Genomic DNA, 15,475 nt, shown 5'->3' on the forward strand with positions numbered 1-15,475 from the left:
TAAGTTTTAGCGATCGCACCTTTTTCGCCCAACCTCACAAAATCGCGTTGCTCCCACCAGGAGTATTTAAAGTTTTGACTTCAGTAAATATACTGTAATTTTGGCCGTGGTATTGCTAGGCGTACATAAAAAATAACAAAATAACATAGGGCTAGGATGCGACCATGACAATTTGGCGATTGTCTGAGTCAACAGCTTTCAAATAAACCAATATTAAATTAGCGGACGCTGACGTAATTGGGTACGCTCAAAAACTGTGAAATATCCTTCCAAAACCAATCCTTCAAGGCTCAACAAATGTAATAAATCTTGTGCAGGTGCTTCCGGTGTTGCAGGAAAATAGCGAAAATAAACCACACCTTTTGGTACTGCCATCCGCAGCCTATAAATTAATTCACCATAATCTCGGTCAAAAGTCAAAATAATTCTTTCTTCGCGTACAGCCCGTTCCAAAACTAGAGAATCTTCCGCACCTGGGGCATCTTCACTACCATAAGCTACATCATAACCAGCATCCCGCAAACGTACTACACTCATCATCGGGAAATTTTCATTTGCTAAAAATCGCATCACGCTGACTCAGATAAAAACGGTAGCATATACAAAGATTCATCTCGCATACACTCAGCAACAAACACAAACACAGCTTGCAGAGCTTGTGGTGTTAAAGTTGGATAATTATCTAAAACTTGCTTTACTGTCCAACCGTTAGCCAATAAACCAAGTATAAATTCAACAGATAATCGTGTGCCTTTTACCGTTGGTTTACCTAATAAAATTTTTGGGTCAGAATCGATATACTGTCGCCAATCCATAAATCAGTAATTTTTGATAGCAAAGGTGATAATTAAAATTTTAACTTAAGAAATCAATACTGTATCTTACCTACTCTCAAAAAATCAGTTTTGCTCTAACTCAAGTTTATATAGATTGATTAATTAATTTCTAGAATTTTCAATGACTGAATCATGGCTTTAGCAGTAGGTAAATATTGAGAATATTTTGTAGCATCTGCTGTATAAGTAATATAGTAAGCCTTGCCATTTCTCACAGTTCCAACTTCCATAACTTGGAGTTTACATTGCCCTTCTTGCCGACCATAACTCAATTTATAAGCATGAAATTTTGATAAGGTTGTCCAGGGTTGAGAATCATCTTTAAAAAGTACTGCCTCTTTGGTCGATGGTTTGGTTTTGAGCTGCATTAATAGCTTTTTCTATATTTTGAATAAAACTTGAAGGAGGTGATTGTGGTGATTTCTCCACAGCTGCTTTTATCTCCTTCAGGATTTGTGCCAAATTCGACGGTGGATTATTTTCTGTTAATAATGCTAAATCCTGCATGGCTTGATTAATTTCAGGATTAGCTTTAGCCGCTAATTCCACTTCTAGTACAGCTTTGCCATAATCGAGTGGTTGTTCTGGTGCTTTCTCGATAACTGCTACAGTGTGGGGAGAGTGTTTTTTGAGGGTGGTGAGAAACTTGCCAGCCCGATCCCATAAAGCTTCACCTATCTTCTCGCCCGTTTTCTCTAAGGCTTTGATGGCAATTACAGAGCTAAGAGCGATCGCCGCAGTAGTTAAAGGTTCCATATACTATTTAAATGACTTCAATGAAGTACATACAATAATTCGTAGGGTAGCACAGATGTGCTACCCTACTAACTTGGACAATTACTACTCAGAACTACTGCGGCAATCTCATTCCACCGCTGTTACGGAAGCTCCCTCGGCTGCTGGAGGTATACTCGGTAACTCAAGACAGTATCCAGCACCATACACTGTTTTGATGTAGCGGGGATGGCGGGGATCTGGTTCTAGCTTGGTTCTTAGGTGACGAATATGGACTCGAATCGTTTCAATGTCGTCATCAGGATCGTAACCCCAAACTTCTCTGAGGATTTCGCTGGGGGAAACTGTTTGGCCGTGACGTTGCAACAAGCAGTGAAGTAGCTCAAATTCCAAGTGAGTCAATTTCACTGTCTCGTTGAACCATATGGCCTCAAATCTTTCGGGAACGAGGGTAAGTGAGCCATAGTTGAGAATTTCACTGTGTTTGGCTGCTTGGGGAATGCGATCGGTACGCCGCAAAAGTGCCCGCACCCGTGCTAGCATTTCTTCAACTTCAAAGGGCTTGGTGAGGTAGTCATCTGCGCCAGCGTTAAAGCCTTCCACCTTGTCCTGAGTTTGGCTCAAGGCCGTCAACATTAACACGGGAATCTCGGCGGTGCGATCGTCCCGGCGCAGGCGTTGGCAAACTGTAAATCCATCTACTCTGGGCAGCATCAAATCGAGCATGATCAAGTCTGGTTGTAGCTGGAGAGCCAGCGCTTGACCTTTGATGCCGTCTTCAGCTTGACTAACATCGTAGCCAGCCATTTCCAAGTTGACGGCAACTAGTTCTGAAATCGCTGGGTCATCGTCTATGACAAGAATCCTCGGCATTCTTAAAAAATTATTACTACTTATTAAGGATAAATAACAACCTTTGATAGATACAAAGATTTTTGAATCGATTCTAAAAAAGATTTTAAATCTTACATAAATATTAAGATTAAATGACGGTGAAATCAAGACTCAATTAAACGAAATCTTATAGTCTATGATGTGTTATGCTCCCCCCTACAATCCGTCTTGGTTTTTACAAAACGGTGTAATGATGACTGTACACACTGCTTTGTGGGGAAGACGTTATTGGGAAACTACAACTGACGATCCAGAACCTTCTTATCACGAACAAATCTTTATCGGTGGCCAAGGTGTGCCAATTTTTGGCTTGGTTGCCATCCCGGAAAATGCTCATAGTACGATTATCGGCACTTATGGGATTACGGGAGAGTTAGAAACACAATGGTATTTGAGGGTGCTAGGACGTAAGGCTTTCGCTCAAGGCTATGCTGTGGTGTTATTTGATTGGCGTGCCCACGGCAAAACAGCCCAATTGTCGCCGACTTTAACTTCCGATGGTCTTTACGAGGGGGAAGATTATGTTCGCATTGCTGCGGCTGCTAAGGCTATGGGCTGTCCAGGAAAATTTTGGTTTACAGGGTTTTCTTTAGGGGGACAATTAGCGCTGTGGGGGGTAAAAGTTGCTGGGGAAGTAATTAGGGAGTATGAAGATTTAGGGTTAGAAGATAGCGACATTGGTGGTGGTATGGTGATTTGCCCGAGTTTGGATTCAGAGCGATCGCTATCTTATCTAGTTACAAAACCTTTTGGCAGATATTTGGAAGTGGGAATTGCACGAGATCTAAAAAAATTGGCGTGGCGACTACATGATGCACATCCTGGAAGCTTTGACCCTGCGGCAATTGAACGGGCTAATAGTATCTGGGGTTTTGATAATGAACTGGTAATTAACCGATTAGGTTTTTCTTCTGTGGAAGCATATTACCAAGCCAGTAGTGCTTTAAAAATATTGCCCCAAATCTCAAAACCAACTTTGATTATTTATGCTGCCGATGACCCACTTTTTGACCCAGCTATCATACCGGAATTGCAAGAAGCCTGTGATAATAATCCGACCATAGATTTGTTACTCACTCAGTACGGCGGTCACGTTGGCTATTTGAGTAGTAAAGAGTGCCAACGGCAAATAAAAGACCCTGATATTTGGTGGGCATGGAATCGGATTTTAGAATGGTTGGAGCAAAAGCGAACAGGGTAGTAGGCGAGACGATATTCTGGCTGCTAGAATACTCGACGGATGTAATCCTATTGCTTGAAATAGAGTGACTACATTCACTTTTTCAACAAGCAATTGCATAAGATTGAAAAGGTGAATAGTCAGCGCTGGTGTGTTCGTTTTTGAAGTTGCAGATTTACACAAAAATTGCCAAGAAGTTCAATAATCAAGTATTACCACAATATAGTTGGTATACCAGCAATGACAGAAGCAATACCTGTCCAGAGAGTAAAGCGCTCGATATCTAGTTCATCCAAAGCAACGCTCATTTGCTTAATTGCTGATAGTAGTGCTGTCAGTAGCACCACAAAAAATGCAAGGTATCCAAAATTAGCGATCATTTATCCTCACTATCTCTAAAAAAAATTAGTTCTAATAGCTTTTTAACAAGCTTTAGCAAGGTTTTTTTGTTCCAGATGTAACACTTTATGAGAAAAATTATTTACCAGTGAATAAATATCTAGTTCACATAGCCAAATCATGGTTTCATAACCAACGCGACCCATTTCTGTCTCCGGTCCCATAGGCATCTCCAGCAAATATTCCCAGCTACTTGACTCAAATCGATAGTTTTTGATGACGCCTTCCCCACCCACAAAACTTACTATCTGACCATTACAAAACTTAGGCTGTGCCAAAACAGTTGCAGGCATTATTCGTAGTTCCTTTGAGTAATACTCTAATAGCTAATGTTGTAACCAAAAGAATATTTGCTATTCTCTGTCAAGGGTTTTAACGTATTCTCTTTCAGAGGATTTAACGTTGAGTTAAGCATCCTACTTCTAGAGTAATAAAAAAAGTACGTACATTTAGAGTAATGAATCATGATATTGCTCAGCATCAGCGATCCCAGCTACTGTAACTCAGTATTTAGTAGTTGTCTTTACAGCCTGACTTAACATCTAATAACTCTTTTGGCAGATATTAGGAAAAACAGGTGTAATTATTGTATGGTGAGCGCGATCGCTCGTGCTAAGGGTGCAAAATATTAGGTTTGATATTTATTTTTTGAAGTATAATTTTTTTGATTATTACTTGTGACTGTAAATTGAAAAATGATTTTCCTCGATCGAACTTTCTGTAAGGTTACGTTTGTAATAATATATCTTTAAGTAGATTTAAACTTTTGGTTAAACATAAATAGTTCCTATCTCTTGTTTGCAAATTTACTAAAGCTGGATGGAAAGATTTAAGATAACAAAGGCGTGATTTTTAGAGCGAGGTTAGTCCCAACGCTGTAAACGGCTCTTAGCCGAGAAAGCTGTGAAGTTGCAAAGCGATCGCGTTGTTCTAGCGCATTAGTATAATATTGCTAATAATTGTCGCAATTAAACAAACTACTATAGTCAAACTCCCTTAACTTTCTCACTCAATGACCGAAAAAGCAAAGGATACAAGCCCCAGAATTTTTTTATGGAGAAGCAAAAAAATATATTTCGAGACGCACAGCGGAGGCAGCCCCGTGGGCGGGTTTCCCGACTTGAGGCGACTGCCGTCGAGAAATACGAAGTCCTCAATTAGGCCCCATTATTTATGGGGATCAAAAATGTTTGAATTTTGAATTTTGAATTTTGAATTTTGAATTCGGAGCGAAGCGACGTGACTGCTACTCATCATCTTTGGCTACCTGCACCGACAGATTTAACTTTGTTAGCGGATGAAATTCATGTATGGCGTATAAACCTTGACCAACCAGAACCACAGTTACAAGATTTGAGAACAACCCTTTCCAGTGACGAAATTGCTCGCGCTGAACGATTTTATTTTCAGCAACATCGCCAGCGTTTCATCGCTGGGCGTGGTATTCTGCGAACTATATTAGGTCGTTATTTGGGTATTAAGACATCAGAAGTTCAGTTTAATTATCAACAGCGTGGCAAACCAGTATTAGCAGAGACATTTGCTGGGAGTGGAATAGAGTTTAACTTATCTCACTCCCAAGAGTTAGGTTTGTGTGCGGTGAATTTTCAGCGCGAAATTGGTGTAGATCTAGAATCTATTCGTCCGGTTTCAGATTTAGAAGCTCTTGCCAAACGGTTCTTTTTACCGAGAGAATATGAAATGTTGCGATCGCTATCTCTGGCTCAACAGCAAGAGGCATTTTTCCGTTACTGGACTTGCAAGGAAGCTTATTTAAAAGCAACCGGAGACGGACTAGCCCAGCTAGAGAAAGTTGAAGTCTTCCTCACTCCCACAGAACCAGCCAAGTTACAGATTTCAGAAGACTGGAGTCTTTTTGAATTAGTACCTGCTAACAATTATGTTGCTGCCGTTGCTGTAGCGAATTCTGGCTGTAACTTAAAATGTTGGCAGTATTAATGGGCATTGGGCATTGGGCATTGGGCATTAGTTTTTCTCCGCGTCCCCGCGTCCCTGCCTCCCTGCGTCTTTTTCATCCCCCTCATCCGTGTGCCTACTTTTCTTCCTGCATACTTCTGACAATTTTCGTCACTAGTTTTCTGGGTACAAATCTGACGCTTTTTGCTAGTAGTTTATTGATAAAACCAGGAATGACAATGGTTTTCCCCTTCATTAAGGCACGATAACCGATTTCGGCTACTGTTTGGGCATCCATCATTCTCTTACCCTTGAGCATTTTAGAGTCTGCCATTCCCGTTCTTTGATGAAAGGCTGATTCTGTAGAACCTGGGCAAAGAACTGTCACAGTGACACCTGTGCCTTCTAATTCATTGGCGATCGCTTCAGAAAACGATAAGATATAAGCCTTAGTCGCGAAATAAACCGCCATCAAAGGGCCTGGTTGAAAAGCAGCAGCCGAAGAGACGTTTAATATTTTTCCTTCACCTTGCTTAACCATATCCTTGAGAAATAGCTTAGTTAAATGGGTGAGACACACCAAATTTACCTGTAGCATTTCCAATTCAGCAGTTAGGCTTGTCTCATGAAATAAACCATAAGTACCAAATCCAGCATTATTTACTAGTACATCAACCTGAATATTGGCTTGTTGCAACTCCGTGAAAATTTCTTCTGGAGAAGTTGATATAGATAAATCTTTAACAAGAGCTTTGGCAAAATTTCCAAATTTTGACTGGAATTTATCCGCAATTTCTGCTAGCTTTAGTTCGTTTTTATCTACTAAGACAAGATTGTAATCATCAGCAGCAAAAAGACACGCTAATTGATAGCCAATTCCACTTGCTGCTCCAGTAATAAGAGCAGTTTTTTTGCCCTGTCCTTGATGTGTTGTGTTCATGTAAGAATATTGGTGAATTCAACTGAATTAAACTACTTTGCATTGACAGTGCTTATGGTTCTACAATTAAGTATGCGTAATATCTCAACTTACGATAAACGTTTTGAGCAAAAATAATTTGTAATTTGCTCTTTGATTACAAATTAAGCCTTAATCTATAAGGAAAAATCAAGAGACATCCCTGTAGATACATATATTTTCATTACTCACAAAAGTGCGTAAATTCAAATTTTTATATCTTATAATAACCATTGTAGACTGTTTTTTTGTCAAGAGGTTAATTTTAAAATTTACATTTGTAAATAAAAAAATAGGGCAATCATCTTGCCACTGTTAATGTTCAGATACCCAATTTATTCAATAAGTCAGGTATCTAAATGCACGCTACAAAATTTGTCAAACAATTTTGGATTTTGAATATTCAATCCAAAATCCAAAATCTAAAATTATATGGGTTGCTAAGCGAGATTCAAGAATCCGCTTTGAATCAAATAAGCGGTATAAGTCATAAACAATTGAGAATCAATGGTTGGGCAAGCAATAGAACTTCCTGCCAGCGCATGGAGAGTATCTTGGCAGCTGATATGGGGTCTTCTAGCTTGCAGGTATAAATCGGGAATAGTCAGTTGTTCATCAGACCAGCGTTCCAGTAAAAATGGGCGCAGAGTGTATAAAGGATTGTCTACAGAAGACACATTATTGATTAACTCTGATTGCCATTTTTCGTAGGAAATCATCTCAACTGAATAACCAAAAGAGCGTATCCAGTCAACTAAAACTTTCAAAGGTGCAGGTTGGGGATGTTGTAAATGGAAAGCCTTACCTACGGATTCTTTTTGGCGTGATAGATAGACAACGGCTTTACTCACATAGTCTACAGGAGACATATCCAACATATATTCTACATCGGGAAAGCTTCCCATTTGTAGACAGCCCTTAGCCATCAAATTGATAAAGTCATGTGTGTTACAAATACCTGTTTTACTATCTCCAGAAATCAGAGGTGGGCGATAGATAGTTACAGGAAGTCCTCGGTCGCGGGCGATTTTAACTAACTTTTCAGCTACCCATTTTGTTTGAGAGTAACCAAGATAAATACCTTCCCAATGGCTGAATTCATCCTGTTCTTTGACAACCTTACCAGCATAAACCGGCGATTCAAAAACAGCAACGCTGGAAACGTAATGTACGGGCTTGACTTTAACTTGGCAAGCTAATCTTAAAACTTCTTGAGTTCCCAGAACGTTAGCAGCCTTCAATGCCGAGTAGGGATAAACATAATTCAGCAAAGCACCGCTATGATAGATACTATCAATTTTGGCAGCTAAGATTTGAAATTGTTCTAAGCCAAGACCTAACAATGGCAGAGATAAATCGCCGACAACAGGAATAATTCTAGAGTTATACTCTTCCTGCCAAATTGCATATTGTTGGAGATTATTTTGCAGTTTAGTCTTGCCTGCTTCCGGATTATCGGCACGGACTAAACAATAGATATCGGCCTTGGTTTCCTGTAGTAATTCCCGGATGATAAAAGCTCCTAAAAAGCCTGTTCCTCCAGTTAAAAAGATGTTCTTTGGTTCACCTAGAGGTAAATTAGCAGCTGCACCAGGATTAATGGTAGGGTCAAGAACAGCCTCAGCACCTAAATCTAAAACCAATGGGGTAGTATTGGCGTTAGAAGATGCTGATTTTGTATCTTGAATCCCTGAATCGTCTTGTACTTCTTCAGCCAAACGCTGTGAAAGTGATGCAATATTTGGGTAATGCCATAGCAGCAGTGGAGATGGTTGAAATCCGAGCAATTTTTCTAATTTACTGACTAGAATCATTGCTTGAGCAGAATCCAAGCCATAGTTTTCTAAATGTTCTTCGATGTCTATTTCAGCAGTTTCTACACCTAGCAACTCTGCTAAGTTGGATACCAAAAACTTCTGAATATCTGCTGCGGTAAAAGACTGTTTTAAAGTCATTTTTAAATCTCCACTAATGTAGAACGTACTGGGTGATATTGACTGTAATAATCAGAGACTTGCAGCCCTTGAATTTTCAAGCTTTGGATACGATATAAAAAGGCTGTGCCATTCATTATTTGGTTAGCAACATCAACTACCTGGCGATTATTTGGGTCAGACAGGTAAGAACCTCTTACCCAGTCATTGAAGCTACCCATCGCCGGCCCACACCAAATTTGATAATCGACTTCTCGACCTTTTTCACCAGAATTAGACCAGCGAGAAGATAATCCTAAATACCAGCGGAAAATCAACGCCATTTTTAGCTTAGGATTATTGACCGCTTTACCCAGTTTTTCGGGATTTCTTTGGGACAAATAAGCCGCTGTTCCTTCCCAAACTTCAGCAAGAGTTTTACGAAAAACTTGTTTTTCTAATTTCTCTCTTTCTGCCAGAGGAATGTCTTCAATTGAGTCATAAGCGCGGTAGAGTTCAAATAATTTTTGCGCTCGCATGGGGAACATTGTACCCCGTTTGAGGACTTGCAATTTGACTCCCATTTCAAACATATCTGCGGCTGGTGCCATCATCATATCAGCCATTTCTGCTTGAGCAAGTAACTTTTTGGTATGTTCGCAAGCCCCAGATTCAATGCATGATTGATTAATAGAACCAGTTACTACATAAGCTGCACCCATCATGAAACCGGCTAATGCTGATTCTGGGGTACCAATTCCACCTGCTACTCCCACTCGAATGGGTATTTGGTAATGATATTGGGCTTGAATTTCGTCGCGCAAAGCAACAATAGAAGGTAGCAAACAAACCAAGGGACGGTTATCTGTATGGCCGCCAGAATCAGCTTCGACGGTGATATCATCAGCCATCGGAACTTTAGCGGCGAGAGCTGCTTGCAAGTCAGTAATTAACCCTTGTTCCAGAAGTTCTTTGAGAATTCTGGGTGGCGCCGGTTGCATAAATTTTGTAGCAACTTCTCGGCGGGAAATTTTGGCAATGACTTTATTTCTGATTTCAATTTGGTTAGCGTCATTTAATCCCAAACCTGCTACGCGATAGTAGACAATGTTTGGAGTTAAATCTAGAAATGCAGATGCTTCTACGGTTTTTACCTGATATTTGAGATATAAATCTACAGCACGGCGTTCAATTGCAGGTTCGCTGGGACTGTGAATTAAATTAAATGCGTAAGGCCCTTGAGGTAAGGCTTGTTGAATTTTCTTAATAGCTGCTTCCAAACGGTCTGGGCTTAAACCACCTGCGCCAAAAGAACTTAAAATTTGCGCTTTTCCCAGTGCAATTACCATTTCTTCAGAAGCAATTCCACCAGCCATTGCACCAGTAGAATAGGCATATCTCACGCCATGAAAGGAGAGAAAATTAGGATCTCCTAACTGTTGAATTCTGACTGGTGTGACAAATGTCAAGAGTTCTACTTGTGCTGCTGTGCCATTATCATTAGGAGATAAATACCCCTCGTTAGTGACACCGATTTTTCCGGCAACTTTCACGACGTAGCAAGGTTTATCTAATACCATCAATTTATTTTTGATGGCTTCTTGCTCAAAAGATATAGATTCTAAAGAACCTTTCCAAACTTGGTTTTGAGTAGGAGACCAAGTAGAGAAGTTCAGACCGTTATCGTGTTTATTTAGTACCGTATCTACGGTTGTCACAGCAGTTATCCCTCAAATTATAAGCGTTAACAAAAAAGGGGAAAGGGAAAGGGGAAAGGGGAAAGGGAAGTTTTCCCCTATTGAAAGATATTGATGGTTGAACTTAGGCTGTTATTTTGATTCTTCATCAAGTAAATTTTGGGCGCAAGCTAATTGGAGTTGAATGATTTCACTCATTTGCTTGCTAAATTCTTGTCTAGCTTCTAGAAAGGCTGTGTGTGCTTTAGTTATTTTTGAATTGTTAGCGTTGAGTTTTTGATACTGAGACTTATTTAAATCAGACATCTGGATGATTTTACGAAGTTTCCGAGTGGTGTTTGGAGGGGAAAAGCTAGGTTGACTGGTTGTCTGTTCAATTGCAGTTGACTCAGAAGATTTTACTTCTTCTTTAAATTCAAAACCGTTATTAATGATATCTTTCACTGCAACTTTTTCAGGCTGAACAGGGAGGGATGGAATGTTATCAGGATTACTTGTTTCGGAGAATATTGCGCTGCGAATTTCTAATGAAGAGTCAGGTAAAATTTGAGGTTCTTTTTTGGTGCGATCGCCTTTACGTTTCTCTACCACATTTTCAAATATTTGGCGATTCTCTTCAGTCAAAATAACATCGGTAATTGAGTGTCCACCCAACGTTACAGTTCTCAGAGTTGCCTTACTTTGATTGGTAGTTTGTGCAACATTATACAGTGGTGATAAATCCACATCTACCCGGTGGCTAACCAGTTTTGCCAGTGCTTTGACAAAAGAAGCATGGTCATCCATACCTCTACGATTTAGGGATACTGTAATATGTTCTTTACCTTGGAGAATTTTATCAATCCAACGAGAACAGACATTACCTGCACCAGCTTCAATGAATATTTTGGCACCATCAGCATACAGGCAATTAACTAATCGCGGAAAGTCTAATTGTTGAGAAAGACCTGTAGCAATACTACGAGCGATTTCGCCACTCTCAAGTTTAATTGGTTGATATTCAGCAGCAGAATAAAATACAATGCCAGGAATATTTTGTGATGGTAAAGTATTTAATTTCACCAATTCACCATATTCAGAACGCATCGTTTCGCTGTGAATCACATGGTCGAAGGGAGCCGGAAAAGCATTACACCCCAAGACTTTGATTACTCGCTGACAGGCTTCTGGTTCGCCAGCAATTAATACTTCTTCCGGTGTATTAATCTGAGTTAAGTAAACGCGCTGTTCATTTTTTAGACATTCCCTTACTTGCTCTGGGCTAGCCATTAAAACATAGTTACCCCAAAGATTATTGTCGGAAGCCGAGGAAATTTTTGGTAGTCCCCAATACTCACGCACAGCATTTTTTGGCCCGGATAATCTATCGCCAAATAAAGCTGATGAGTTGAAGCTGCTACTACCTTCATAAAAATTGCTCCAAACTCCCTGAGCAACCATCATACTTGTTTCACCCAAGCTATACCCAAAAACATATTTAGGTTTAACTTGGAAATCATCACGAATAATCGTCGTGAGTAATCTGGTGCAAAACATTTCGGCTTCAAACATTGCTAGAGAATCATCTAGCAATCGTTTTTCTAGTGTTTCTAGTTCCCTAGTAGTTAATTTTTTTAAACTTCTGGGAAAAACTAGTGGTTCAACATCAGCAGCACGTTTATAGATACTTTTAACCATTAAGTCGTTGTAGACTCTTGGAAATAACCGAAATAGCGTGCGACCGATGCCAAGATAAGAATTGACTGCTGCCGGATAAATGTAAGCAATTTCACCTTGTTTACCCAGTGGTTTAGATGTGAAATAACTACCAGCAGGAGTTTGCCAATCTGTTCCGCGTTCAAAAGCATTATTTACACCTTTACGCGCAGATTCGATTTCTTTGAGTAATTCTTTTTGGTTACGTCCTGTAATTGATAGGACATATTTTGCAGCCGATTGTTTTTGAAAGTTCTCAAAATATTGGCTAGCAGTTGCTTTTAAAGAAGCAGAGTTTTCGATAGTTTTTTGGAAATTATCTAAAGCTGCAAATAAACTTGAGCTATCATCAGCCGGGATGGGGAAAAGACAAAAAGGTTTTTCCTCTAAATATCGGCTGGTGCGTTCTTCTTGGCTACCTTCTTCCGATAAGATGACATGAGCAAAACTGCCATCAAACCCAATACTATTAAGTGCTGAGACTCTCGATTTAGCGTTTTTACCTAAAAACCAAGGTCTTGATTCTGTAGCCACGTAGAAAGGACTGCCTTGCCATACTTGCGGCGTTTTCACACCAGACCAATTGGGAGTACCGGGTATGTACCTGTGATACAAACAAAGAGCATTTTTAATCAGGCTGGCAATTCCCGAAGCAACGTAGGTGTGACCGATATTTGCTTTGACGCTACCAATTGCACAGTGCAACCCATCTCCTACTGGCGGATAAGCTTGCAGTAAACCTGTGATTTCTGCTGCATCTTCCTGGGGAATACCACTACCGCAAACTTCCAGGTAGTTCACCTCTGTGGGTTGGATACCTGCAATCTCGAAAGCTTGTTTGCAGACTTGGCTGATAGTTTCGCCATCAACAACAGTGGAATTAGCTTGTCCGATGCTAACGGCGTCAATAACTGCATAGATGCGTTCCGCATTTTCTAGGGCGGTGTCATGACGTTTGAGAACAACTGCACCCGCACCTTCGCCTACCGTCCAGCCGTCTGCGTTTTGGTCGTAACTCAAGGTATTGATACCCGTATTCACCTTAGCCATTTGGCTTCGCAGTAAGACGTTTTCGACACCGCCAGCTAAGTCAACGGCACCAACAACCACAGCTTCGACTTCTCCAGCAGCTAGTAGCATTTGTGCTACTTCTAAAGCTTTGAGGGCAGAATTTTCGCCAGCCGTCATTGTAAATGCTGGCCCCGTGAAGTTCCACAAAGCGGAAATGCGACTGGCCATAATGTTGGCGATGTGGCTGACATATTCGCCAATTTCTACGGGGTGATGGAGGCTATCTTTGACGATAGTTTCGAGTTGAGTTTGCTGTTCGTTAGGCAAAGAGATTTCTTGAGCGAGTAAGCCTTCTTTAACCTGCCAAGGCAAATTCCACCTTTGCTGTAGTTGATGTACAGATAATTCTGTTTCAGCGGCAATGATAACTGCGACGTTGCTACCTTCTGGGATTTTCGCATCTTTGAGGGCGCGATCGCTCACTTTCAGAAGTAGCAATTGCTGTGGATTTAATTTGTCTACTTCATTCGGTGGAATTTTGCATGAAAAAGTATCGACTTCAAAATCTTGAATGTATGCCCCTACTGGTGCTTTACCTTCTGGTAAACCATATTCTTTGAGTAAATTTTCTTGGTTTTCTATACCCTGCCATCTTTGCGGCGGTAACGAAACAAAATGCTGAGTGCCATCGTAAATCGAACGTTCAAAAGTATCTAAGCCATTACAGTTGCCGAAAAAGGCATCCATACCGACAATGGCAAGTTTTACAGGTGGAACGGGTTCGCTTGAATTGTCTAATTCTGTTGTCGTTCCTTGTTCTAAAATCAGATGAGAATTAGTGCCGCCAAAACCAAAAGCACTGATAGCAGCCCGTTTTATTGCAGCGTTATTATTAGGCCATGTAGTTGCGGTTGTAACGATTTTGTCGGCAGGAATTTTACTGTTTTCAGTAGCTATCGGTTCGGTTACGTTCAAAGTCGGTGGAATGACACCGTTGGACATACTCAAAATTACTTTGGTCAAGCCAACCATACCAGCCGCAGTTAATAAATGACCGGTATTTGCTTTAGCAGAACCTATTAATGGTGCAGCTTGATGTTGTCCAAAGAATGTTTCGATAGAATTAAATTCTGTGGTATCTCCTAATAATGTGCCGGTAGCATGGCACTCTAAATAATCGATGCTTTGAGGATTAATTTTCGCCTCGTTATAAGCTCTCTCAAAAGCAAGGACTTGTCCTTTAGGATTAGGGCTGAGTAGATGCTTACCTTTGCCATCATTCGATAGTCCATTACCGCAGATAGTGGCGAGAATTTTATCGCCGTCTCTGACAGCATCAGAATATCTCTTGAGCATCACTATGCCAACACCATCCGCGGGAATTAGACCTCTGGATGATTTATCTAAGGGACGGCTCATACCGTTTTCTGGAAATCCTTGTACCCCAGAAAATAACATCCGCACAAATAGGGAATCTGCACTACTGATGGCTCCTGCTAACATCACATCGGCTTTGTGCGATCGCAAATAATGAGAAGCCAGTTTTATGGCATAAAATGATGAAGAACAAGCAGCATCGAGACATAAATTAATGCGGGATAATGATAAGGCTTGAGCGATTATTGCTGCTGGTAAGCCCGAAATCATCGCATTATATAACGATGCTTGATTGGCGGTTGGTAGAGTAGGTAAATCTAAATCTGGAACTTGCAGAAGCTCTTTGAGGGCAGGTGCGATGGTTTTTTGGTAGATGGGAGAAAATAATTGATTGGAAAGTTTTGTTGGGAATGAAAGGTTTCCCAAAATTACACCGCATTTGGAGAGAACGGTTTGATTATCCCAATAACCGCTTTGGAGAATTGCTTGTTTGGCAGCGTACAATGACCATTTGAAGGTGTTATCTAAATTCTCAAGTAATTCTGGTGGTAGATTGTAACCAGATGGGTCAAATTCAAAGTTGCGGATGTATCCACCTTTGAGGGAATAGGTTTTATCTGGTGTACCTTTGAGTGGATGATGGAAGATTTCTGGGTCTACTCCAAATTCTTGGATGGTTGCAGATGAGGTAGACTCTTTTTTATTGATGATATTTTGCCAGAATTCTTCGGGGTTTTTGGCATCGGGGAATAGACATGACAATGCGATAATGGCGATTTTTTCCATTATTTTTATCCTCAAGGTTTGGGTATTAGGCTACGGATAACGAGCAGACGGGAGGATTTACGCTGTTCCCCAAACTT

Annotated in this window: 13 protein-coding genes; 2 read left to right on the top strand and 11 right to left on the bottom strand. The window is 40.5% G+C overall.

The genetic code is table 11. The features are described from left to right. Positions 1-213: 213 nt before the first annotated feature. The 5 genes from ACM0OY_RS22415 to ACM0OY_RS22435 form a co-directional block, all read right to left on the bottom strand. Positions 214-570 (bottom strand): DUF5615 family PIN-like protein, encoded by a 357-nt coding sequence (locus tag ACM0OY_RS22415; protein ID WP_414571045.1) that lies wholly within the window; start codon positions 568-570, stop codon positions 214-216. After that, complete coding sequence (locus ACM0OY_RS22420; protein ID WP_414571046.1) at positions 570-815, bottom strand: DUF433 domain-containing protein; 246 nt, start codon at positions 813-815, stop codon at positions 570-572. Before ACM0OY_RS22420 ends, ACM0OY_RS22415 begins: the two co-directional genes overlap by 1 nt. A gap of 119 nt (positions 816-934) precedes the next feature. After that, on the bottom strand, positions 935-1,204 hold the full coding sequence (locus ACM0OY_RS22425) for a hypothetical protein (protein ID WP_414571047.1): 270 nt from the start codon (positions 1,202-1,204) through the stop codon (positions 935-937). Continuing rightward, the gene (locus tag ACM0OY_RS22430) at positions 1,158-1,592 is read right to left on the bottom strand and encodes a hypothetical protein (protein ID WP_414571048.1); all 435 of its coding nucleotides are present in this window, start codon (positions 1,590-1,592) and stop codon (positions 1,158-1,160) included. Before ACM0OY_RS22430 ends, ACM0OY_RS22425 begins: the two co-directional genes overlap by 47 nt. A gap of 108 nt (positions 1,593-1,700) precedes the next feature. After that, positions 1,701-2,444 (bottom strand): response regulator transcription factor, encoded by a 744-nt coding sequence (locus tag ACM0OY_RS22435; RefSeq protein WP_138497428.1) that lies wholly within the window; start codon positions 2,442-2,444, stop codon positions 1,701-1,703. A gap of 157 nt (positions 2,445-2,601) precedes the next feature. On the opposite strand from ACM0OY_RS22435, the gene ACM0OY_RS22440 reads away from it, so the two are divergent. Further along, on the top strand, positions 2,602-3,666 hold the full coding sequence (locus ACM0OY_RS22440) for a YheT family hydrolase (RefSeq protein ID WP_414571049.1): 1,065 nt from the start codon (positions 2,602-2,604) through the stop codon (positions 3,664-3,666). A gap of 191 nt (positions 3,667-3,857) precedes the next feature. Here ACM0OY_RS22440 and ACM0OY_RS22445 read toward each other — a convergent pair whose 3' ends face one another. Together ACM0OY_RS22445 and ACM0OY_RS22450 are read right to left on the bottom strand one after the other, a co-directional pair. After that, complete coding sequence (locus ACM0OY_RS22445) at positions 3,858-4,025, bottom strand: hypothetical protein (protein ID WP_414571050.1); 168 nt, start codon at positions 4,023-4,025, stop codon at positions 3,858-3,860. 42 nt (positions 4,026-4,067) lie between these two features. Beyond that, on the bottom strand, positions 4,068-4,337 hold the full coding sequence (locus tag ACM0OY_RS22450) for a hypothetical protein (RefSeq protein ID WP_414571051.1): 270 nt from the start codon (positions 4,335-4,337) through the stop codon (positions 4,068-4,070). Positions 4,338-5,283: 946 nt separating this feature from the next. On the opposite strand from ACM0OY_RS22450, the gene hetI reads away from it, so the two are divergent. Continuing rightward, a complete protein-coding gene (gene hetI, locus ACM0OY_RS22455; protein ID WP_414571052.1) occupies positions 5,284-6,003 on the top strand; it encodes a 4'-phosphopantetheinyl transferase HetI in 720 nt (239 codons plus the stop codon). A gap of 94 nt (positions 6,004-6,097) precedes the next feature. On the opposite strand, the gene ACM0OY_RS22460 is transcribed toward hetI, so the two are convergent. The 4 genes from ACM0OY_RS22460 to ACM0OY_RS22475 form a co-directional block, all read right to left on the bottom strand. Next, on the bottom strand, positions 6,098-6,901 hold the full coding sequence (locus ACM0OY_RS22460; RefSeq protein WP_414571053.1) for an SDR family NAD(P)-dependent oxidoreductase: 804 nt from the start codon (positions 6,899-6,901) through the stop codon (positions 6,098-6,100). A gap of 458 nt (positions 6,902-7,359) precedes the next feature. After that, positions 7,360-8,874, bottom strand: a complete 1,515-nt coding sequence (locus ACM0OY_RS22465) for a thioester reductase domain-containing protein (RefSeq protein ID WP_414571054.1) — start codon at positions 8,872-8,874, stop codon at positions 7,360-7,362. A 2-nt stretch (positions 8,875-8,876) separates the two neighbouring features. Continuing rightward, a complete protein-coding gene (locus ACM0OY_RS22470) occupies positions 8,877-10,550 on the bottom strand; it encodes a PfaD family polyunsaturated fatty acid/polyketide biosynthesis protein (protein ID WP_414571055.1) in 1,674 nt (557 codons plus the stop codon). Positions 10,551-10,661: 111 nt separating this feature from the next. Next, on the bottom strand, positions 10,662-15,398 hold the full coding sequence (locus ACM0OY_RS22475) for a PfaB family protein (RefSeq protein ID WP_414571056.1): 4,737 nt from the start codon (positions 15,396-15,398) through the stop codon (positions 10,662-10,664). Between the last annotated feature and the right edge of the window lie 77 nt (positions 15,399-15,475).

The organism is Nostoc sp. CCY 9925, assembly GCF_963920935.1.
In the GTDB taxonomy this organism is placed as follows: Bacteria; Cyanobacteriota; Cyanobacteriia; order Cyanobacteriales; family Nostocaceae; genus Nostoc.

Coding starts and splice junctions, on each gene's coding strand:
- ACM0OY_RS22415 (WP_414571045.1), bottom strand. CDS start 570: ATGCGATTTTTAGCAAATGAAAATTTCCCGATGATGAGTGTAGTACGT.
- ACM0OY_RS22420 (WP_414571046.1), bottom strand. CDS start 815: ATGGATTGGCGACAGTATATCGATTCTGACCCAAAAATTTTATTAGGT.
- ACM0OY_RS22425 (WP_414571047.1), bottom strand. CDS start 1,204: ATGCAGCTCAAAACCAAACCATCGACCAAAGAGGCAGTACTTTTTAAA.
- ACM0OY_RS22430 (WP_414571048.1), bottom strand. CDS start 1,592: ATGGAACCTTTAACTACTGCGGCGATCGCTCTTAGCTCTGTAATTGCC.
- ACM0OY_RS22435 (WP_138497428.1), bottom strand. CDS start 2,444: ATGCCGAGGATTCTTGTCATAGACGATGACCCAGCGATTTCAGAACTA.
- ACM0OY_RS22440 (WP_414571049.1), top strand. CDS start 2,602: ATGATGTGTTATGCTCCCCCCTACAATCCGTCTTGGTTTTTACAAAAC.
- ACM0OY_RS22445 (WP_414571050.1), bottom strand. CDS start 4,025: ATGATCGCTAATTTTGGATACCTTGCATTTTTTGTGGTGCTACTGACA.
- ACM0OY_RS22450 (WP_414571051.1), bottom strand. CDS start 4,337: ATGCCTGCAACTGTTTTGGCACAGCCTAAGTTTTGTAATGGTCAGATA.
- ACM0OY_RS22460 (WP_414571053.1), bottom strand. CDS start 6,901: ATGAACACAACACATCAAGGACAGGGCAAAAAAACTGCTCTTATTACT.
- ACM0OY_RS22465 (WP_414571054.1), bottom strand. CDS start 8,874: ATGACTTTAAAACAGTCTTTTACCGCAGCAGATATTCAGAAGTTTTTG.
- ACM0OY_RS22475 (WP_414571056.1), bottom strand. CDS start 15,398: ATGGAAAAAATCGCCATTATCGCATTGTCATGTCTATTCCCCGATGCC.